Below are 21,449 nucleotides of genomic sequence, written 5' to 3'. Positions count from 1 at the left end.
GATCATTTTTCAGTATCTGAAGAAGTAGTTGAGGAAATGTTGCAGGAGATCCAGGAACTGGATCCGGCAGGCGTCGGCGCCAGAAATCTTCAGGAATGTCTGTTGCTTCAGGTGGAACGGATCAAGGACTATTCCGATGTGACGGTTGAGATCATTAAGAATTATATGGAAGAAGTTGCCAAAAATCATCTGCCAAACATTGCGAAAAAGCTTCAGGTTTCTCTGGAGGAAGTACAGGATGCCTGTGAGGAGATCCGCAAACTGAATCCAAAGCCGGGCAGTTCTTTCAGTGACCGTGAACAGCTTCGTTATATCAGTCCGGATGCGGTTGTGGTAAAACTGGAAGATCAGTTTGAAATATTGATTAATGAATATCAGTATCCGGGATTTTCCATCAGTGGCTATTATCAGGCGATGATGGAGAGTACCACCGATGAGGAAGCAAAAAAATATCTGAAAGATAAAGTACAGCAGGCACAGTGGGTATCTAACTGCATTTCACAGCGTTCCTCCACTTTATCCCGTGTTATGCATCTGCTGGTAGCAAAACAGAATGATTTTTTCATGTATGGACCCGGACATAAGCGCCCGATGCGTCTGGTAGATCTGGCAGAAGAATTGAATCTCCATGAATCTACCATCAGCCGTGCCATGAGGGGCAAATATCTGCAATGTTCCTGGGGCGTGTTTCCGCTGAACTATTTCCTGACTTCTGTTGCAGTAAAGAGCAGCTGCGGAAATGAAGGGGACGAAAAGACACCGGAGCAGATGAAAGCTATGATCCAGGAGATCGTAGACGGTGAGAATAAGAAAAAACCGTACAGCGATCAGACAATCAGTGACCAGCTTGCGGCAAAAGGAATTAAACTGTCCCGCCGTACGGTCAATAAATATCGTACCGAGATGGGAATCCCGGACAAGAGTGGTCGAAAAGAGTACATTTAGTCATAAAGGAGAAGGAATGACACTGCAAGAGTTTTTTACAGAAAATCCGCGGATCGCAATTGCGTTTTCCGGAGGAACAGATTCTGCCTACTTAGCTTATATGGCAAAAAAATATGCAAAAGAAATGACAGCGATCTATGTATCCACAGCATTTCAACCGGCATTTGAACGGGAGGATGCCATTCGCTTCTGCAAGGAGTATGATATTCCGTTGACGATTTTGGAACGGGATGTATTAAGTCAGGAGGCGGTTGTACAGAATCCGTCAAATCGCTGCTATTATTGCAAAACAGTTATTTTTACCGAGATTCAGAAGAAAGCACTGGAACTTGGATTTACCTGTCTGGCAGATGGAACAAATGCGTCCGATGATGCAGACGACAGGCCGGGGATGAAAGCGTTGCAGGAACTGAAAGTACTGTCACCGCTTCGTATTTGCGGGATCACAAAACCGGCACTTCGGGATGAATCCGAAAAACTTGGATTATTTACTGCACGGAAACCGGCGTACGCCTGTCTGGCAACCCGTATTCCTTCCGGTACACGGATCAGGGCAAAACAGCTTCAGGATGTAGAACAGGCAGAGACCGCACTGACAGCTATGGGATTTACAGATTTTCGTGTGCGCCATCCGGAAGGCTATGCAAAGCTTCAGGTAAAACCGGAGCAGCTTTCCCTTGTAATGGAAAAACGAGAGGAGATTCTGACCGTTTTGGAACCGATTTTCGGAACTGTCTGTCTGGATCTGAAAACGAGATAATGCGTCGCAAACCCGCATAAACACTGGACTTGACCAACGGTCGAGTCCTTTTTTTGACCGAAAAGATTGACGGGTGCGGGGATTGCTGTTATAACTGGGAACACAGACAGCGCTGCAGAAATCGAAAGGAGCAAAATCTGAAATGGAAAAAAGAGAAAATTTCGGAAGATATATAAAAGAAAAACGAAAAGAAGCCGGGCTCTCACAGAAAGAGCTGGCAAAGCAGTTATTTGTATCAGAATCAGCAGTCAGCAAATGGGAGAGAGGTGTTTCCCAAACAAAAAGATATTAAGAAACAGCCCATGTTTACCTGCTTGCAAACAAAAGAATATTGCTACTAGACTAAGAGATACTACATAAGTGTGTTGGTATCTCTTTTTTGTTGCCGTGAAACAGCAGACTATTTCATTTCTGCTTGATTACCTTAAAACTTATTAGTCTATGGTTTGTCAAGGGCTTGTTGCGTGAGAAATGCTGAATATCACCCTTTACAAAACATAGGCTGATAAGTAACTTTTCAAAAGCAGAAAAGAAATGGCAATGCTTATAACAATATGATATAATGCAGATGAAGACAAAAAAGGAATTTGTCGAGCTGGTTAGTTCGAGATAATTTTGAGTTTGTTAAGATGTGGTGCACTTGATGGAATCACAGGTACGACATCATATTATGGAGGATGAAATAGATGATAGGTTTGATTGTTGCGAGGTCAAAGAATAATGTTATAGGCAAGAATGGTAATATACCATGGAAAATAAAGGGAGAACAAAAGCAATTTAGAGAGTTAACAACGGGTAATGTGGTTATTATGGGGCGAAAGTCTTATGAAGAAATCGGTCATCCGTTGCCTAATAGAATGAATATTGTTGTTTCCACCACAACAGAGTATCAAGGAGATAATTTAGTTTCAGTTAAATCATTAGAAGATGCATTATTATTGGCTAAAGGACGAGATGTATACATATCTGGTGGATATGGACTATTTAAGGAAGCTTTGCAAATAGTAGATAAAATGTATATCACAGAAGTAGATTTAAATATTGAAGATGGAGATACATTCTTTCCAGAATTTGATATCAATGATTTTGAAGTTTTGATAGGGGAAACACTTGGTGAGGAAGTGAAATATACGAGAACATTTTATGTAAGGAAAAAATGAATTGAGTAAATTTTGGATTTAGGGTGTTTTCATAAATATATTGCTTTTTATGCATATATAAATTGTTGTAAGACAAATTCCAGTTGAACCAAATCGCTGCGCGATGGCCTGCCAAGGCTGTGGCGCAGCGATTTGGTTCAATTGGTAAAAATCGGTGTGCAGTCCAGAGGAATGGGCAGATACATTCTAAATGTAGTCTGCTTTTTCCTCTGTCCTGACGCCGATTGTTTACGAAATAATTTGTATGGGGCGATAAAATCAGAATTTGAGAGAGTATTGAATATGAATAAGGAATGGTCTGAACTTAATAAAACAATGCAGGCACAAATAAAAAAGAAAGATACTTATAAGAGGGGTATTGATACTTTACTTACTTTACGAAGTCAGTTAATACAAACCTTAGTATCTTTCAAAGAAGAATTATGCAGAGAAGATTTTAACTCAATCCCCTTCATAAACGCTGATGGTTATCATAGTAAGACGATTGCTTATTCTATTTGGCATATTTTCCGCATTGAAGATATAGTTGTGCATACAGTGATAAATGAAGATGAACAAGTATTTTTTGCAGGCAATTATCAAGAGCGTATCAATTCACCTATCATTACAACAGGAAATGAACTCATGAAACAGCAGATTGCAGACTTTTCAAAACAGCTTAATCTGGAAGAATTATATTTATATATTTTCGAAGTATGGGAAAGCACTGAGAAAATGCTTGAACGGTTATCTTATGATGAATTGAAAAGAAAAATACCGAAAGAAAGAAAAGGATACTTAGAATCGTTGAATGTAGTAAACGACAATGAAAAAGCAATTTGGCTGATTGATTATTGGTGTAATAAAGATATTTGTGGACTAATTCAAATGCCGTTTTCAAGACATTGGATTATGCACACAGAAGCCTGTTTGCGTATAAAGAACAAGATACATTCATAGGCAAAAATTTCAGTTTGTAGAACTAAGGAAATTGGAATTTAAGGAGGAATAAAGTATGGTTAGTGATTTTATAAGAGCAGCATTTCCATGGATTTTAATGGGTTTATTTGTAGCAATCAGTTGTTCCCTTATGAGTAAAAAAGAGAAATAAATTCCTGTTTGTATTTATAAAAGAGAAAAAATGAGAAAAGTAGTTTTATTTATTGCCATGAGCCTTGACGGATATATTGCGGACGGTAATGGTGGAGTAGCTTGGCTAAATGGTCATGGAAATGACAATGAAAACATCGACACTTATACAGAATTTACCAAAGATATAGATACTGTCTTAATGGGGTGGAATACTTCTCATCAGGTTGTTACTGAACTTTCTCCGCAAGAATGGGTATATAATAAATTTACAACTTATGTATTAACACATAAAGAGTGCAATTCTTCCCAACAAATTCATTTTACAAGTGAAAATCCTGTTTTATTATTGGAACGGCTAAAACAAGAAGCAGGAAAGGATATTTGGATTTGTGGCGGAGCAAATCTTGTTCAGCAGTTGGTAAGCAAAAATATGATTGATAAATATTACATTTCTGTTATTCCTACTCTGTTAGGAAATGGGGTTCGTCTTTTGGGCAACATAGACAGGGAAATAAAGTTAAGGCTTTGTAAAACACAGACTTATAACGGAATAACCGATTTGATTTATATGCGTAGATAACTAGAGAGAAACAGAAAAGCTGTTAAACCGACGGAGCGATCCGACCACGTTGGCGGGAAAATCCTTAAGATTTTTCCGCCATGCTTGCAAGGGGGCGGTTCGCTTCGGCGGTTCGGCGAGCTTGCGAGCCGTTCAAAGCCCCCGTTATCTAACAAGGGGGGCACAAAAAACAAGAAACACTATACACTAACAAGCGGAAAACGCTGTATTTATAAGGCAAAACCCCATTTTTACAGTAGTGATATAAATTGTACCTATATCACTATGAAAATTGAATAGTAAATATGAGAAAGACAGTTGATTTCAAAAAATAAGAAATTGATTGTCGTTTTCTTTTGCAGAAATTTAAGTGCAGGCAATTATGGTAGTTGTCGTAATTGCTGTCAGCTCAGTGTTTATCACTGATGGTGTGAAAGATTTACGGTTGGAGATGTTCAATAAGATTATTGGTGCTTAATTATTTTTATTGTAGTGCTGATATGAGAATGTTATAATTGGGGTATAAAACATACAAATAAATTTGCTGAAAAATGAGGTATCAAAATATGGAAAATGAATTACTGGAAAACTTAGGAAGACTTCACACAACTGAACTTGGCGTTATTAGAATTAAAAAGAACTTATCTTTGAATGTAGAAAATGTAATTGAATGGTGCAAAGAAAAAATTAGCCTTTCTAATGCGGAAATCACAAGAAAAGGAAAAAACTGGTATATAACGATTGATAATTGTATTATAACGGTAAATGCGTACAGTTATACCGTTATCACTTCTCACAAGGTAAAATGATAAATTTTTCTATAAAGGAATTAAACGCATTTGCAGTTATTGGGCAGGAAGTAGAACTGACTAATTATCAAAAAAAGAATATTCAGATTAGTACACAGTTTTGGAGAAAGTTTAACAGTAGTTTGAAAAAAGCGTATCTTTCACAATCAGGAAATTGGGTAAAATATGCTTTTATGGAAAGAAGAAATGGAAAACTTTATTATTTCTGTTCTATTCCCCAAAGAACCATTACCCCAGAGGGCTTTCTGTATAAAGAAATACCGTCTTATAAATATTTGGTTGTGGAGCATATTGGTGCTATGGATAAAATATATGAAACTTATGGCAAGATTTATGAAGAAATTATTCCTAGTACATCGTATATTCCTATAAAAGATATTATCCTACACTTTGAAAAATACGATTATCGTTTTCATTGGAATAGTGATAATTCAGTTATTGAAATTTGGATACCTATTCAAGATTAGAAGCAATTTTATATCCATACACACAAAGCAGTTAGTCTTAGGATTGACTGCTTTTTCTATACAGATTTTTAATGACAGGCAATTATCAATTATGGTAGTTGCCTTTTTTGATTGGAGGAATTGAAGAATGAATGATAAAAACTTTATTGAAGAACTAAGACAAAAGCGTGAGGAATACGGAGTAACACAAACAAGGCTTGCTGTTGCCTGTGGTATCAGCCGTGAATATTACAACCGCATTGAAAAAGGAAAACAGCCATTGAATGACGAATTAAGAGAAATCATAGAAAAACAGATTGAGCGTTTCAATCCGCAAGAACCACTATTCTTATTGATTGATTACTTTCGTGTCCGCTTTCCTACTACGGACGCATTGGCGATTATCCGTGATGTATTACAACTGAAATCTAATTACATGCTTTATGAAGATTATGGAAAATACGGATATGAAAGCAAATATGTACTTGGCGACATCAATATCATGTGTTCCATGCAGGAGCATTTAGGTGTTTTATTGGAACTGAAAGGCAAAGGCTGTCGGCAAATGGAATGTTATCTACTGGCACAGGAACGCTCATGGTATGACTTCATGCTGGATTGTATGACGGCTGGTGGTGTGATGAAACGGCTTGATTTGGCTATCAATGATAAAGCAGGAATATTGGATATTCCAAAGTTAAAGGAAAAATACAAGGCTGGCGAATGTATCTCCTACTTCCGTATGCAGAAAGATTACAGCGGTACAGAAAAATGCGGTAGCGATTTACCAAAGAATACAGGAGAAACCTTATATCTCGGTTCAACAAGTAGCGAATTATATATGTGTGCTTATCAGAAAAATTATGAGCAGTATGTCAAGAATGGCACAGAAATTGAAGATACGGAGATTAAGAACCGTTTTGAAATACGCATGAAGAACGAACGAGCCTATTATGCGGTTGTAGATTTACTGACCTATCGGGACGCTGAACGCACCGCTTTTTCTATCATCAATCATTATGTCCGCTTTGTTGACAGAGAGGACGACAAGCCAAAAAGTCAATGGATAACAAATGATGATTGGGCATGGTTTGTAGGGGAAAACAGAGAGCCGATACGCTTAACCACAAAGCCAGAGCCTTACACTTTACAAAAAGCGTTGCATTGGCTACAAAGACAAGTCGCACCAACCATAAAAATGGTACAGGCATTAGACAGAGAAAATCGTACAACGATACTGAAAGATATGATTGAGCAGGCAGAACTAAAAGACAAGCATAAACATTTATTACAATTAGAGAAATCAACCATAGAAGAACGTATAGATACCGCTGTTCCACAAGAGAATGACGGTATTTTTTAATGTAATTGAAAAATTTCAGATTTAGTCAGCAAAGAGCTGTTTTCATTCCCTATGTGAAGTGAAAGAAGAAAAATAAATTTTTTATTAAATCTGCAACAAAATGGCTACTTGCGTACAGATATGGTGCGAGAAAAGGAAATCTAAACTTTTTTTGAAAATAGGTCATTAAATCGGGGCTTGCTGTCCCTATATGAAGTGAAAGAAGAAAAAAGTTTTGAAAAAATGACGGAAATTCGTGATTAGTGGACAGTCTTCTGTGAAAAGAGGAAAAACATCATCATTTTGTATTCAAACAGGCATTAGCAGTTGAGTGTTGATGTGAAAAGATGAAAATACTTTGTTCTCAACTTAACAATTTAAGGTTTCCGTTCCCTATATGGTGCAAAGAAAATATTTCATTCTATTGTTGGCAGTAACGGTATGGTTTGGGTAGTTAGGGTGTGAAAAGGAAAATATTCTTTTTTCATCATCAACTTAGCAAAATGACATTTTCTATCCCTATATGGTGCATGAAAAGAAGTTAAAATTTTTCCATTTAAACTTAGCAAATGGACGTTTGCTGTACAGATAGTAGTGAAAAAGGAGAAAATCAACCGTTGATTGCCAAAATGAACCGTTCCATTTGTACTAATAATGGAAAAAGTTTTGGATTTTGGTTACGTTTCTCCTCTTTTCCAACGCGATATATAGGAAAGACGATTTTTTTCTTTCAATCGTTCTTTGACAACTGAATAAAGTAATTCAATACGTTTGACAGACAGCTAGCCGTTGAAACAAATACGCCACGACCTTTCCCCTGCAAGAGCGAGCGAAAACCTATTTGTGTTCTTGTAAAAGATTTGTCCTCTTTTATCGCCATGACCTGTACTGTCAGATAATGATACTCCCGTACAGCCACAGCTTGAGCATTAAGAGCGTCGCACGCAATGGGTACGGCTACATAAGAACTATGCAGAGGTGGAACTCCTGTGGGCTATGACAAAAGCCGTTGAATTGCTTAGAAAGATTTTACAGAAAGGGGGTATGTGTTATTGATAATGCTGTAAAAACAATTCAAAAGAAAAATGGCAAGTGTGGCATTGGCAACAGAGGAAAGACAAAGATTGTAGTAAAAGAGCATTTTTCCGAAAAGGGCAAAACAATGGAAGAACTTCTAACTGATGTCATGCTGGAAAAAGCAAAGCAGACAATCGCATAAAATCGGTGCAGTTGTAAGAAATAGATTGAATGACAAAAAGTACCCGTGTTATACTTTACTTGCAAGCAGGTATTGTAAACACGGGTTAGTTATAAAGGAGGATAACTGACAATGAAACAACAGATTTACAATACTGCACTTTATCTTAGGTTAAGCCGAGATGATGAATTACAGGGCGAAAGTTCCAGCATTACCACACAGAGAAGTATGTTGCGTTTATATGCAAAAGAACATCATTTGAATGTCATTGATGAATATATTGATGACGGCTGGTCGGGAACAAATTTTGACAGACCGAGTTTTCAAAGAATGATTGAGGATATAGAGGCAGGAAAAATCAACTGTGTTGTAACGAAAGACCTTTCCCGTCTTGGCAGAAATTATATTATGACAGGACAATATACAGAATTGTATTTCCCTAGTCATAATGTCCGCTACATAGCGATTGATGACGGTGTAGACAGCGAAAAAGGCGAAAGTGAGATTGCACCATTTAAGAACATCATCAATGAATGGGTGGCAAGAGATACAAGCCGTAAAGTCAAATCAGCATTTAAGACAAAGTTTGCGGAGGGGGCTCATTACGGTGCTTATGCTCCGTTAGGATATAAGAAACACCCTGACATCAAAGGAAAACTGTTGGTTGATGATGAAACAAAATGGATTATTGAAAAAATCTTTTCCCTAGCCTATCAAGGTTACGGAAGTGCAAAAATCACAAAGCAGTTAAGAGCAGAAAAAGTTCCGACAGCGTCATGGCTAAATTTTACAAGATACGGTACTTTTGCACATATCTTTGAGGGAAAACCCGAAAGTAAGCGTTATGAGTGGACGATTGCTCATGTCAAGGCGATATTGAAAAGTGAGGTTTATATCGGAAACAGTGTTCACAATATGCAGTCTACGGTATCGTTCAAGAGCAAAAAGAAAGTGCGTAAGCCCGAAAGTGAATGGTTTCGAGTAGAAAACACTCACGAGCCGATTATTGACAAGGAAGTGTTCTATCGTGTGCAGGAGCAGATAAAATCAAGACGCAGACAGACAAAGGAAAAGGCAACGCCGATTTTTGCAGGGCTTGTCAAGTGTGCGGATTGTGGTTGGTCTATGAGATTTGGAACGAATAAGACAAATAAAACGCCTTACAGTTATTATGCTTGCAGTTACTACGGGCAGTTTGGCAAAGGTAATTGTTCTATGCACTACATTCGTTATGATGTGCTGTATCAAGCCGTATTGGAACGCTTGCAGTATTGGGCTAAGGCAGTACAGCAGGACGAAGAAAAGGTATTGAACAAGATACAGAAAGCTGGCAATGCAGAGAGAATACGGGAAAAGAAGAAAAAGGCAAGTACATTGAAGAAAGCCGAGAACAGACAAAATGAGATTGACCGTTTATTTGCGAAAATGTATGAAGATAGAGCCTGTGAGAAGATAACAGAGCGAAATTTTGTGATGTTGTCCAGCAAGTACCAAAAAGAACAGATAGAACTGGAACAGCAGATAACAAGCCTAAGAGAAGAACTAAGTAAAATGGAACAGGATATGATAGGTGCTGAAAAGTGGATTGAGTTAATCAAGGAATATTCCGTACCAAAGGAACTGACAGCACCATTATTAAATGCCATGATAGAAAAAATCCTCATACATGAAGCAACAACGAATGAGGATAACGAAAGAATACAGGAAATTGAGATATATTACCGATTTATTGGAAAAGTTGAGTAATCAACAAGAGTAATATTTTTAACTAAGGGAAACCGGATTATCCTATCCGGATATGACATTGGTCACCAGTTTGTGTGAGATCTTACATGTGTCAGAACATGAACTTCTGACCGCCAGCGATGACATGCATCAGCGTGAGATTGAGGAACAGTCCCGTGGATATCTGAGAATTTTAAAAGGCTATACATGGATTACTTACATCTGCTATCTGGCAGTTTTGATCCCATGTTTTATCGGAAACCTTGTGACAGAACATCGCCTGTCCTGGTTCTTTATTGTGGTTGGTGGTCTTGCCATGATATTTTCCTTTATCAATGTGCCGGTGATGACCAAAACAAGACGCGCAGAAAAATGCTTTTGGTGCTTTTATGGATCACTCATTTACATGCTGTGTGTCTGCCGGATCGTGTTAGGCGGCGATTGGCTGATTATGTCTCTGTTAGGTATCAGCTTTGGCTTGCTTAGCGTATTTTTGCCTATCATTCTATGTAGCTGGAAATCTAACTGGCCGATTTTACATCATAAAGGACTGATCTGTCTTGGGATTGATACGGTATTAGCCTATCTGATGGTATTTTTCGGTTGCCTGTTCTATGTGAAAGGCGTGACAGGTGCCATTATCGCTCAGAACCTGTGGGTATTGACAATTTTTGTAATACTTGCATGGCTAATCTTTGTGGTATTCCGATATATCAGATGCAGTCGTTTAATGAAAACGAGTATTACAGTTGCACTTTGTGGCGTATGGATGTTTTTGGCTGACACGATGGTCAGCATTGCTTACAGCAGCAGAATTGTCAGACCAGGTGTAAACTTTCATAACTGGATGGATTTTGGCGGACAAAATATCGGGCTGGTGATTCTGATCGTCGGTGCAGTGATGATTGCAGCCAGCATGATCCGGGATATGAGAAAATAAAACAGATAAAAATAAGGTATGTCTGTTCGTGTTAAAGTTGAGAGATAGACGTACCTTTTTTGTTGTGTATTGACAAAAGTATCGTTATCATGATAATGAATAACATGATGGGTAAAAAAGAGCGCAGGACGAAAAAACGTTTTGCGCTCTTTTTCAACGGAGAAGGAGGGATTTGAACCCTCGCGCCGTGTTACCGACCTACTGGTGTTCGAAGCCAGACCCTTCAGCCACTTGGGTACTTCTCCAAAATAAGACTTAATAATTAGTATAAACATTTTTCAGAGGTTCGTCAATCCCTGAAAAGTATGCTAAAATATAGTTTACTGTAAAATTTTCAGACAGGGCAATTAGTCTTGTAATCCCCTGGTTAATTTGATAAAATTCAGAACATACGATGTGTTTTTTTCACAGATTGTTTTATAATAAAAAGTACAAGAAATAAACAGGGTAATCTGATCATCTGTGAACTGAGAGAGGAGCGGAAACAATGAAAAGAATCGGAATGCTGACAAGTGGCGGAGACTGCCAGGCTTTAAATGCCGCAATGCGCGGAGTAGTAAAAGGATTAAATACCAATCTGGATGAACTGGAGATTTATGGTTTTTACGATGGATACAAAGGACTGATCTACGGAAATTATCGTCTGCTGACATCCAAAGATTTTTCCGGAATTCTGACAAAAGGCGGAACGATTCTTGGAACATCCCGCCAACCGTTCAAATATATGCGTGTGCCGGATGAAAACGGACTGGACAAGGTAGAGGCAATGAAACATACCTATCACAAACTGAACCTTGACTGTCTGGTAATTCTTGGCGGCAACGGTACACAGAAAACTGCAAACCTGCTTCGTGAAGAAGGCCTGAACATCATTCATCTGCCAAAAACCATCGACAATGATATTTATGGTACGGATATTACCTTCGGTTTTCAGAGTGCGCTGGATATTGCGACGGGCGTTATCGACTGCATTCATACTACAGCAGCTTCCCATAACCGCGTATTTATCGTGGAGATCATGGGGCATAAAGTTGGCTGGCTTCCGCTTCATGCCGGCGTAGCAGGCGGCGCTGATATCATTCTGATCCCGGAGATCCCGTATGATATTGACAAAGTTGTAGAGGCCATCAACAAACGAAGCAAAGATGGAAAAGGTTTCACGATTCTGGCAGTTGCAGAAGGTGCGATTTCCAAAGAAGATGCAAAACTTTCCAAGAAAGAGCTGAAGGCAAAGAAAAAAGAGACAAAATATCCGTCTGTCTCCTATGAAGTGGCAGCACAGATTCAGGAGCGTACAGGAAATGAAGTGCGTGTTACCGTTCCGGGACATATGCAGCGTGGCGGAAGTCCGTGTGCTTACGACCGTGTTCTGTGTACACAGCTTGGTGCGCATGCAGCAAAACTGATTCTGGATGAGGATTACGGCTACATGGTTGGTATGATCGACGGTCAGACCAGGAAAGTACCTTTGGGCGATGTTGCCGGCAAACTGAAAATGGTTCAGCCGGACTGCCAGCTGATCAAAGAAGCTAAATTAGTGGGAATCTGCTTCGGAGATTAATAATTATATTCAAGAATGCTTCGGTATTCTTGTTGCGAGGCGCTAACTGCATAAATTGCAATAAAACGTGTTACTGAGAGTTAGAAAGGAGCCGCTATGTCTTATACGGCTTTATATCGAAAATACCGTCCGTCCGAATTTGAGGATGTAAAAGGACAGGAGCATATTGTTACAACATTAAAAAATCAGATCAAAGCAGACCGTATCGGACATGCTTATCTGTTTTGCGGTACCCGTGGAACCGGAAAAACCACGGTAGCAAAAATTTTTGCAAAAGCCGTAAACTGTGAGCATCCGGTGGACGGAAGTCCCTGTGGGGAGTGCGCTTCCTGCAAGGCGATCGCAGCAGGCTCATCCATGAACGTGATCGAGATCGATGCGGCTTCCAACAACGGTGTGGAAAACATTCGTCAGATCCGTGAGGAAGTTTCCTATTCCCCGACGCAGGGAAAGTATAAAGTATACATCATCGATGAGGTTCACATGCTTTCCATCGGAGCCTTCAATGCTTTGCTGAAAACACTGGAAGAACCGCCATCTTATGTTATCTTTATTCTGGCAACCACAGAATCACACAAGATTCCGATCACGATTCTGTCCCGTTGTCAGAAGTACGACTTCCGCAGGATTTCCATCGAGACGATTTCAGACCGTCTGATGGATCTGTTGCAGCAGGAAGGCGTGGAAGCAGAGGAAAAAGCAGTCCGTTATGTGGCAAAAGCCGGAGACGGTTCCATGCGAGATGCGTTAAGTCTGCTGGATCAGTGTATCGCTTTTTATCTGGGTGAACCGCTGACCTACGACCATGTGCTGGAAGTGCTTGGCGCGGTGGATACTGAAGTATTCAGCCGTTTGCTTCGTTCCATTCTGGCAAATAACGTGGTGCAGGCGATTGAACTTTTGGAAGAACTGATCGTGCAGGGACGTGAACTGGGGCAGTTTGTGACCGATTTTGTATGGTATCTGCGTAACCTTCTTCTGGTCAAAAGCTCCGACCAGATGGAAGATGTGTTGGACATGTCCAGTGAAAATCTGGCATTATTAAAAGAAGAAGCGGACATGATCGAGGGTGATGTGATCATGCGTTACATCCGTATTTTTTCAGATTTATCCGGTCAGCTTAAATATGCACCGCAGAAGCGTGTATTAATTGAGATCGCTCTGATCAAACTTTGCCGTCCGGCAATGGAAACCACGCAGGATGCGCTGACCGACCGTGTGGCACAACTTGAGAAAAAAGTAGAAGAAGGTGTAACCGTGGTGGCAGCAGCACCGGCTGTGCAGCCTGCTTCGGGCAGTGCACCCGCCACACCACAGAAACCGAAAGAACCGGCGCAGATGCCGAAAGCAATCCCGGATGACATCCGTCAGGTGGTAAAAAACTGGAGTTCCATTGTGCGTGAACTTCCGGGTGTTACTGCGACTTATTTGAGGAGCGCACACTTAAGCCTTGGCGGAGAAAATAAATTAATGCTGGTGTTTGACGACGATTTGGCATATACTTATGTGACGGAGGAGCGTCGCAGGACGGAAATCACGGAACGGATCTCAAACCGGATCGGCAAAGAGATTGAGGTAGTGATGCAGTCCAACGATTCCGGACGTCCATTCGAAGAGAATTATATCGATCTGGAACAGATTGTCCACATGGATATTGAAGTGGAAGATGAATAACTGCAGGAAAATACGGAATGAACCCTGAAAGAAACAAACAGGGAGTAAATTGCGTGTAAATGCGGGTAAAATTTGAAATAGCAGGAGGATGCAATATGGCAAAAAGAGGTGGATTTCCGGGAGGAATGCCGGGAAACATGAATAATCTGATGAAACAGGCACAGAAAATGCAGCGTCAGATGGAAGAAGCAACCAAAGAGCTGGAAGAGAAAGAAGTATCTGCCAGCGCAGGCGGCGGAGCAGTAGAAGTAACTGTATCCGGTAAAAAAGAAGTAGTAAAAGTAAAATTAGCAGAAGAAGTAGTAGATCCGGATGATATCGAGATGCTGGAAGATCTGATCGTAGCTGCTACAAACGAAGCACTGCGTAAAATGGATGAGATCTCACAGCAGTCCATGTCCAAGATTACAGGCGGCATGGGAATGGGCGGAGGATTTCCGTTCTAATGGATTACTACAGCAAGCAGATCAGTAAATTGATTGAAGAACTGTCTTCTCTGCCGGGCATCGGCAGCAAGTCCGCGCAGCGTCTGGCATTTCACATCCTGAACATGCCGACAGAGCGGGTAGAACGACTGGCAGACACCATTCTGGATGCCAGAAAAAATATCCGTTACTGCAAGACCTGTTACACACTGACAGATGCGGAAGAATGCCCGATCTGTCGAAACAACGGACGTGATCATTCCACGATCATGGTAGTGGAGACTACCCGTGATCTGGCAGCTTATGAAAAGACAGGACAGTACGATGGCGTATATCATGTGTTACACGGCGCGATTTCCCCAATGCTTGGAATCGGACCGGAAGATATCCGTCTGAAAGAACTGATGCAGCGTCTGCAGGGCGATGTAAAAGAAGTGATCATCGCCACGAACTCCAGCCTGGAGGGAGAGACGACTGCCATGTATATCAGCAAACTGATCAAACCGACCGGGATTAAAGTATCGCGAATTGCCAGCGGTGTGCCGGTGGGCGGTGATCTGGAATATATTGATGAGGTTACATTATTAAGAGCTCTGGAAGGACGAGTGGAATTATAGTCTGTAAAAATGTGATGCTATTTTTATGATAGAATCGCAGATATGATTGCAATAAATATACATTTTGGTTATATGATGTATATTTCGCAAAAAAGCTATAGGGAAACTTGGTTCGATAGAGCAGAGCAAGAAAGGGAGCACATTATGACAAAGTTAGAACTTGAAAAAATTGCTGTAGAAGTGCGCAAAGGAATCATCACCGGCGTACACAGCGCAAAATCCGGTCATCCGGGTGGATCTTTATCCGCAGCAGAGATTTTTACTTATCTGTATTTTGTAGAGATGAATGTAGATCCGAAAAATCCGAAAGATCCGAACAGAGACAGATTCGTCCTTTCCAAAGGACATGTTGCACCAGGTCTGTATGCGACACTGGCACAGAAAGGATATTTCCCGGTAGAAGAGCTGAAAGGACTGCGTCATATCGGCTCCATGCTTCAGGGACATCCGGATATGAAACACATTCCGGGTATTGATATGTCCAGCGGTTCCTTAGGACAGGGATTTTCAGCAGCAGTTGGTATGGCACTGGCAGCAAAAATGGACGGCAAAGATTACCGCGTATATTCACTTGCCGGTGATGGTGAGATCCAGGAGGGACAGATCTGGGAGGCATCTATGTTTGCCGGAGCACGTAAACTGGACAACCTTGTATTATTCGTAGACAACAACGGTCTTCAGATCGATGGAAATATCGCAGACGTATGCTCACCGTACCCGATCGATAAAAAGTTTGAGGCATTCAATTTCCATGTAATCAACATCAACGGAAATGATTTTGACGAGATCGCAGCAGCATTAAAAGAGGCTCGCGAGACAAAAGGTCAGCCGACAGCTATTATCGCAAAAACAATCAAAGGTAAAGGTGTATCTTACATGGAGAATCAGGCCGGATGGCATGGAAAAGCTCCAAACGATGAAGAATTTGCCATTGCTATGGAAGAATTAAAGAAAGCAGGTGAAGCATTATGTCAGAAATAAAGAAAATCGCAACAAGAGACAGTTACGGCAATACATTAGTAGAGCTTGGTAAAGAGCATGATAATTTAGTAGTTCTGGATGCTGACCTTGCTGGAGCAACCAAAACAGGCGTATTCAAAAAAGAGTTCCCGGAGCGTCACATTGACTGTGGTATCGCTGAGGGCAACATGGCAGGTATCGCTGCAGGTCTTGCTACCTGTGGAAAAGTTCCGTTCATGAGTTCTTTCGCAATGTTTGCAGCAGGACGTGCTTTTGAGCAGGTTCGTAACTCCATCGGATACCCGCACTTAAATGTAAAAATCGGTGCAACTCACGCAGGTATCTCTGTAGGTGAGGATGGAGCAACTCATCAGTGTAACGAGGATATCGCACTTATGCGTACAATTCCGGGCATGGTAGTCATCAATCCGTGTGACGATGTAGAAGCAAAGGCAGCTGTTCGTGCTGCTTACGAGTACGAAGGACCGGTTTATTTAAGATTTGGTCGTCTGGCAGTTCCGGTAATCAACGACGAAGCAACCTACAAATTCGAGATCGGTAAAGGTATCGTATTAAAAGAAGGTAAAGACGTAACTATTATCGCAACAGGTCTGTGTGTAAACGAAGCTCTGGAAGCAGCAAAACTGCTGGCAGCAGACGGCATTGATGCAGAAGTGATCAACATCCATACGATCAAACCGCTGGATGAGGATCTGGTTGTTGCATCTGCACAGAAAACAGGCAAAGTCGTAACAGTAGAAGAGCACTCTGTAATCGGTGGTCTTGGAAGTGCTGTATGCGATGCGTTAAGCGAGAAAGCTCCGACAAAAGTAATGAAGATCGGTGTGTATGATCGCTTTGGTGAGTCTGGACCGGGTGCTGAGCTGATTAAGAAATATGAGCTTGATGGTGAGAGCATCTATAAAAAAGTAAAGGGCTTTATGGCTTAAAAAATCTTGTTTAGGGTGGCTTAAAATTCTTAAGTCTGTGAAAACGCCAGTCATCCATCTTACCTCCGCAGCTAACAATCGCTTGCTGAGGAAAGATGGATGACTGGCGTTTATTTACGTTGAGATAATTATAAATTTTTGCGCCAATCTGCACTGTGTGTTGATTCTTCAATCTCGCTTTCATATACTTTGAGTTTATTTCCAAAAAACGGCAAAGTTTTACAGTGTTTCCGTGATATTATTCCCCGAGAAATTTAAAACACTATGATTGTATGAAAATATAGAGAAAGAGGGAATCAAAAACATGGGAAATCAGCGTGACAGACAGTTTACACTTCCGAAAAACATTCGCCAGATGGGACAGTTTGGAGATACATATAAAATATACGTCGAGGATTTTGTATACACCTACGTGCATCGGACGCTTCACATGGAAAAACAGGAACATGAAATCGCGGCAGCTGTTTTACTTGGAAAAACCTGCCGGCGCAACAATCAGGAGTACATTTTTATCAGTGGCGCACAGCAGGTATCTTTTTCGGAATGGGGACAAGCTGATGAAACAGATTCGATGCAGCATTTTACAGAAAATGATATGACCGTTTTGAAATCAGATGCAGAACTAAATTCAAAACCAAATGCGGAACCAGATACGGGATTCGATACGCAAAAAGAAGATGCTGTGTATCAAACGGAAGAGACTATGTATGATGTCCCTGTTTCCGCGATCGCATCGCAGGAACGTCAGCAGCAATTCTGGGAAAAAGTATATCAGGGCATTAAGGAATATTTCAGTGATCTGGAACTCTTGGGATGGTATTTTAATCTGGATGGCGATAATCTGGAGATCAGTGCGTCCATGCAGCAGTTTTTTGACGCAACAGAGGAACACGGTTCCAAATTTTTATACTTTGAGGACAAGCTGAACCGGCAGGACGTATTTTTCGTGCAGGAACAGCATTCCCTGCAACGGGTGGAAGGCTACGCGGTGTATTATGAAAAAAATCCATCCATGCAGGAGTTTCTGGTGGCACAGAACCGTCATACGGAGCCGCCACGCGTGGAAGGAGAGGGTATTTCTGTCAAACGGGAGGATGTTGCGCAGAATTACCGTGCCATTTTGAATAAACTGAATGAGAAACCGGCAAAAAAGAAACGTCAGCCCTTTGTCTATGTGGCAGGAGTTGCAGTTTTGGCAGTGGTGGCAGCGACAGGCATCACGCAGGTGGGCAATTATCAGAATCTGAAGACTCTGCAACAGACGTTACAGACTGTTTCGGGAAATGTGCAGGGAAAGCAGGACGCAAAGAAAACTTCGTCTACGGACCCAAAAGAAGTAGCAAAATCCGGGGATGAGAAAAACGCGGGACAGACCTCAGAGGCATCATCAGATGGAAAACAGGAGACAGGTGAACAGAATACAACCCAATCCGGTGAGACTAGCGATGCAGCGCAGACAGCGTCAGAAAATGCATCAGGAAAGCAGGGGACAGATCAAAATACTGATACAAAGTCAGATCAGAGCGCAAATCAGAATACCGATACGAAGGCAGATCAGGGCACTACACAGAATACGGACGAGAAGGCAGATCAGAGCACAAAAAAGAATACAGATCAGAGTCAGGGGAATCAGAGTCAGAACACGCAGTCACAGCAGACTTCTGCTCAGGATGTGCGGCATTACACTGTGAAAAAAGGAGACAGCCTTATGTCGATCAGCAAAGCGATTTATCATGACACAAGCATGATTGACAAAATCTGTTCCATGAACCAGATCGAGAACATGGATATGATTTATGAAGGGCAGGATCTGATTTTACCGTAAAAGGGCGGGAAAACTTCCGTCACGCTGGACTTCGCAGAAAAAATGAATTATGATGTATAGGAAAAAGCATTTCTGAAACGGAGGAAAGCATGAAAGACACAGGAAAAAGCAACCTGCAGATGGTTCGGGATAACTGGGAAGAAATCGAGCGAAAAGTTCGTGAACATCATAGAAAACAATTAAAGATAGCGGCGCTGATTGTTGGAATCTGCGTGGCACTTGGAATCACTTATTATGTATATGTGCAGCACAAATCTTACACAGATTATAAAATCGTAGATACCGTGGAGCGTTCCGACAGCGCAGCAACGCATTTTGTGCAGTATAATGGACATTTATTAAAATACAGCAATGACGGAGCCGTTTACACAACCGTTAACAATGATGTGATCTGGAATCAGAGCTTTGAAATGCAGGAGCCGACTGTATCGATCTGTCAGAAATATGTGGCGTTTGCTGACAGTGATGGAAAAGAAATCTATGTCATGGATGACAGCGGCACACAGGGCAAATTCAAGGTAACAATGCCTGTAATAAAAATGGATGTCTCTGCGCATGGCACGGTGGCAGTTTTGATGGAAGATGATGGTACAAGCTATCTGGCACTTTACAGCAAATCCGGCGAACAGCTGGCAGAGGGTGCGATCCATGTGGAAAATGGTGGTACACCGTTAGCAATTGCGCTGTCGGCAGATGGTCAGAAACTGGCAGTTTCCAGTATGGATATTCATGATGGAAGCGTAAAATCCACCGTAAGTTTTTACAATTTTGGCGCAGTAGGTGAAAACAAAGTAGATCATATCGTTGCAAGTTACTCTTATGCAGATACGGTGATTCCGGAACTGACATATATTGGATCTGACCATGTACTTGCATTTTCCGATAAGGGTGTTTATACATTTACCGGAAGCACAGAGCCAAAAGAAGGACCGAAGAAAGAGACCGACGAGGAGATCAAAGGTGTTTTCTACGATGAGTCCTATTTTGCGCTTATTTTTGCGGCAGGCAAGGATGAGGCAAAACGCCGTGTCGAAGTATATAATATGAAATGCAGTCAGCAGGTAACGTTTGAAACAGATTTTTCCTTTGAGGAAGCACAGTTTCTGGATAATCATGAGATCTGCCTGACCAGTGAAAATGCCTGTGCACTGTATACACTTGGCGGGCGTGAAAAATTTTACTATGAATTTGAAAATCGTCTGTGTGCCGTGACACATGTCAGCGGATGTCGCAGATATGCCTTTGTAATGGAAGGAAAAACCGAACAGGCGCGTTTGAAGCTGTTCGACGGAAAGAAAACAGGAGATAAGTAGTCATGAATTGGTTATTCTGGATTGTGGTGGCAATTATCGTATTTTTTGCAATCCGAGGATGGAACAGAGGTCTGCTGCGCATTTTGTATTCGCTGATCTCTGTTGTGCTGCTGATAGGACTGATATCCTATGCAACGCCATATGTTACCAGTTATATAAAAGAAAACACAGGAGTTTACACTTTATTACAGGAACGCTGTACGCAGGCGTTGAAAAATCGTGGAGAATCGACAATAGAAGAAAAAACGTCGGAACAAACCAGTAATACAGAAGTGGCAGGTGTATCCCTTCCGGAGCATGTTACTTCTTATATAACAGATTCTGGAAATGCACTGCTGGATCAGGCAGGCGTCTATGATATGCTTGGAAGTAAACTGGCAGATTGGATTCTGGCAGGAATTTCATATTTTATTGCGTTGATCATTGCGGGGATTATTGTATCGTTGATCGGCAGGGCACTCCGAATCGTGAGCCGGATTCCTGTGATCAAAGGAATCAACCGGACGCTTGGAATATTTGCAGGTGGTTTTCAGGGACTGCTTTTGATCTGGCTGCTCTTTTTGCTGCTTACTTTATTTGCGGCAACAGATCTTGGAAAAATGTGTATCGAACAGATTGATCAAAATGTTGTGCTCAGATATTTGTATTATGATAATGCATTGTCGAAGATTTTGACTGGATTTTTATTTGGTAAGTAAAAATATAAGAAAGAATAGAAACGAAAAGGTAATAGATGTTGTGGATGAGAATGCTGGAACTACAACATCTATTGTTCTGTAAAAAGACTTGAAAAAAATGTAAAAAAATGTGTAAAAAAGTGTTGACAATGTAAAGCCCCGATGGTATTATCTAATAGCTGTCGCGGGGAACGAAGCAAAATGAAAAACAACTTTTAAAAAAAGTTAAAAAAGTTGTTGACAAGAGCTAAAACCTGTGATAAGATAAAAAAGTCGCTGAACGAAAGCGATAACAAAGAACTTTGATAACTGAACAGTGAAATAACCTTGAAAGATTCATTGAGAACAGCGAAGTAATTCGCATTGAAATGAGTTCGAGAGAACAAAGCAGAGACGAAAGTCAAAGCAACCTAAAACAGTAAAACGTTTGGAATTAATGGTTAATTAGCCAGTTGATTCTGGAACGGGAAAAACTTTTTATGAGAGTTTGAT

The 21,449-nt window shown here is 41.0% G+C and carries 20 protein-coding genes, 1 tRNA gene and 1 pseudogene; 21 read left to right on the top strand and 1 reads right to left on the bottom strand.

The features are described from left to right. The 12 genes and pseudogenes from rpoN to LG34_RS13750 all read left to right on the top strand — a co-directional run. The coding region (gene rpoN, locus LG34_RS13810) for an RNA polymerase factor sigma-54 (protein ID WP_109216579.1) at positions 1-945 on the top strand (945 nt) is incomplete at its 5' end. 16 nt (positions 946-961) lie between these two features. Next, positions 962-1,705, top strand: coding sequence for an ATP-dependent sacrificial sulfur transferase LarE (gene larE, locus LG34_RS13805; protein WP_109216578.1), 744 nt, complete (start codon positions 962-964; stop codon positions 1,703-1,705). Between the two features lie 142 nt (positions 1,706-1,847). Then, positions 1,848-1,997 carry a helix-turn-helix domain-containing protein gene (locus tag LG34_RS13800; RefSeq protein ID WP_109216577.1) on the top strand — a complete coding sequence of 50 codons (150 nt, stop codon included), beginning with the start codon at positions 1,848-1,850 and terminating at the stop codon, positions 1,995-1,997. Between the two features lie 394 nt (positions 1,998-2,391). Then, positions 2,392-2,887 (top strand): annotated as a pseudogene (gene dfrF, locus LG34_RS13795) (trimethoprim-resistant dihydrofolate reductase DfrF). A gap of 260 nt (positions 2,888-3,147) precedes the next feature. Beyond that, on the top strand, positions 3,148-3,804 hold the full coding sequence (locus LG34_RS13790; protein ID WP_002303420.1) for a hypothetical protein: 657 nt from the start codon (positions 3,148-3,150) through the stop codon (positions 3,802-3,804). 181 nt (positions 3,805-3,985) lie between these two features. Next, a complete protein-coding gene (locus tag LG34_RS13785; protein ID WP_002303421.1) occupies positions 3,986-4,516 on the top strand; it encodes a dihydrofolate reductase family protein in 531 nt (176 codons plus the stop codon). Positions 4,517-5,061: 545 nt separating this feature from the next. Then, entirely contained in the window at positions 5,062-5,304 is a 243-nt protein-coding gene (locus LG34_RS13780) for a DUF3781 domain-containing protein (RefSeq protein ID WP_002587847.1), read from the top strand. Then, positions 5,301-5,771 (top strand): GyrI-like domain-containing protein, encoded by a 471-nt coding sequence (locus LG34_RS13775; RefSeq protein WP_002303261.1) that lies wholly within the window; start codon positions 5,301-5,303, stop codon positions 5,769-5,771. Before LG34_RS13780 ends, LG34_RS13775 begins: the two co-directional genes overlap by 4 nt. Before the next feature lie 127 nt (positions 5,772-5,898). Continuing rightward, the gene (locus LG34_RS13770; protein WP_002323151.1) at positions 5,899-7,113 is read left to right on the top strand and encodes an XRE family transcriptional regulator; all 1,215 of its coding nucleotides are present in this window, start codon (positions 5,899-5,901) and stop codon (positions 7,111-7,113) included. Positions 7,114-8,101: 988 nt separating this feature from the next. Then, positions 8,102-8,311: a hypothetical protein gene (locus LG34_RS13760; protein ID WP_002303258.1), complete on the top strand. Its 210-nt coding sequence runs from the start codon at positions 8,102-8,104 to the stop codon at positions 8,309-8,311. Positions 8,312-8,422: 111 nt separating this feature from the next. Further along, positions 8,423-10,036 (top strand): recombinase family protein, encoded by a 1,614-nt coding sequence (locus tag LG34_RS13755; RefSeq protein WP_002323152.1) that lies wholly within the window; start codon positions 8,423-8,425, stop codon positions 10,034-10,036. 88 nt (positions 10,037-10,124) lie between these two features. After that, the gene (locus tag LG34_RS13750; RefSeq protein ID WP_109216576.1) at positions 10,125-10,955 is read left to right on the top strand and encodes a hypothetical protein; all 831 of its coding nucleotides are present in this window, start codon (positions 10,125-10,127) and stop codon (positions 10,953-10,955) included. 157 nt (positions 10,956-11,112) lie between these two features. On the opposite strand, the gene LG34_RS13745 is transcribed toward LG34_RS13750, so the two are convergent. Continuing rightward, positions 11,113-11,200, bottom strand: a tRNA-Ser gene (locus tag LG34_RS13745). A gap of 242 nt (positions 11,201-11,442) precedes the next feature. Between LG34_RS13745 and LG34_RS13740 the strand changes: the two genes are divergently transcribed. The 9 genes from LG34_RS13740 (at position 11,443) to LG34_RS13700 (ending at position 20,978) form a co-directional block, all read left to right on the top strand. Further along, positions 11,443-12,516: a 6-phosphofructokinase gene (locus tag LG34_RS13740; protein ID WP_109216575.1), complete on the top strand. Its 1,074-nt coding sequence runs from the start codon at positions 11,443-11,445 to the stop codon at positions 12,514-12,516. A 96-nt stretch (positions 12,517-12,612) separates the two neighbouring features. Next, complete coding sequence (gene dnaX, locus LG34_RS13735) at positions 12,613-14,190, top strand: DNA polymerase III subunit gamma/tau (protein WP_109216574.1); 1,578 nt, start codon at positions 12,613-12,615, stop codon at positions 14,188-14,190. A 95-nt stretch (positions 14,191-14,285) separates the two neighbouring features. Further along, positions 14,286-14,636: a YbaB/EbfC family nucleoid-associated protein gene (locus LG34_RS13730; RefSeq protein ID WP_109216573.1), complete on the top strand. Its 351-nt coding sequence runs from the start codon at positions 14,286-14,288 to the stop codon at positions 14,634-14,636. After that, on the top strand, positions 14,636-15,232 hold the full coding sequence (recR, locus tag LG34_RS13725; RefSeq protein ID WP_109216572.1) for a recombination mediator RecR: 597 nt from the start codon (positions 14,636-14,638) through the stop codon (positions 15,230-15,232). The genes LG34_RS13730 and recR overlap by 1 nt, the downstream gene beginning before the upstream one ends. Positions 15,233-15,376: 144 nt before the next feature. Continuing rightward, complete coding sequence (locus LG34_RS13720; protein ID WP_109216571.1) at positions 15,377-16,213, top strand: transketolase; 837 nt, start codon at positions 15,377-15,379, stop codon at positions 16,211-16,213. After that, a complete protein-coding gene (locus tag LG34_RS13715) occupies positions 16,201-17,142 on the top strand; it encodes a transketolase family protein (protein ID WP_109216570.1) in 942 nt (313 codons plus the stop codon). Before LG34_RS13720 ends, LG34_RS13715 begins: the two co-directional genes overlap by 13 nt. A 304-nt stretch (positions 17,143-17,446) precedes the next feature. Beyond that, positions 17,447-18,967, top strand: coding sequence for a LysM peptidoglycan-binding domain-containing protein (locus tag LG34_RS13710; RefSeq protein ID WP_109216569.1), 1,521 nt, complete (start codon positions 17,447-17,449; stop codon positions 18,965-18,967). A gap of 89 nt (positions 18,968-19,056) precedes the next feature. After that, positions 19,057-20,280, top strand: coding sequence for a DUF5711 family protein (locus tag LG34_RS13705; protein WP_109216568.1), 1,224 nt, complete (start codon positions 19,057-19,059; stop codon positions 20,278-20,280). A 2-nt stretch (positions 20,281-20,282) separates the two neighbouring features. Further along, on the top strand, positions 20,283-20,978 hold the full coding sequence (locus LG34_RS13700; RefSeq protein WP_109216567.1) for a CvpA family protein: 696 nt from the start codon (positions 20,283-20,285) through the stop codon (positions 20,976-20,978). The last annotated feature ends 471 nt before the right edge of the window (positions 20,979-21,449 follow it).

Origin of the sequence: Eubacterium ramulus, assembly GCF_003122485.1 — a bacterium.
GTDB lineage: Bacteria > Bacillota > Clostridia > Lachnospirales > Lachnospiraceae > Eubacterium_I > Eubacterium_I ramulus_A.
This window is presented reverse-complemented; position numbering and strand designations above follow the sequence as displayed.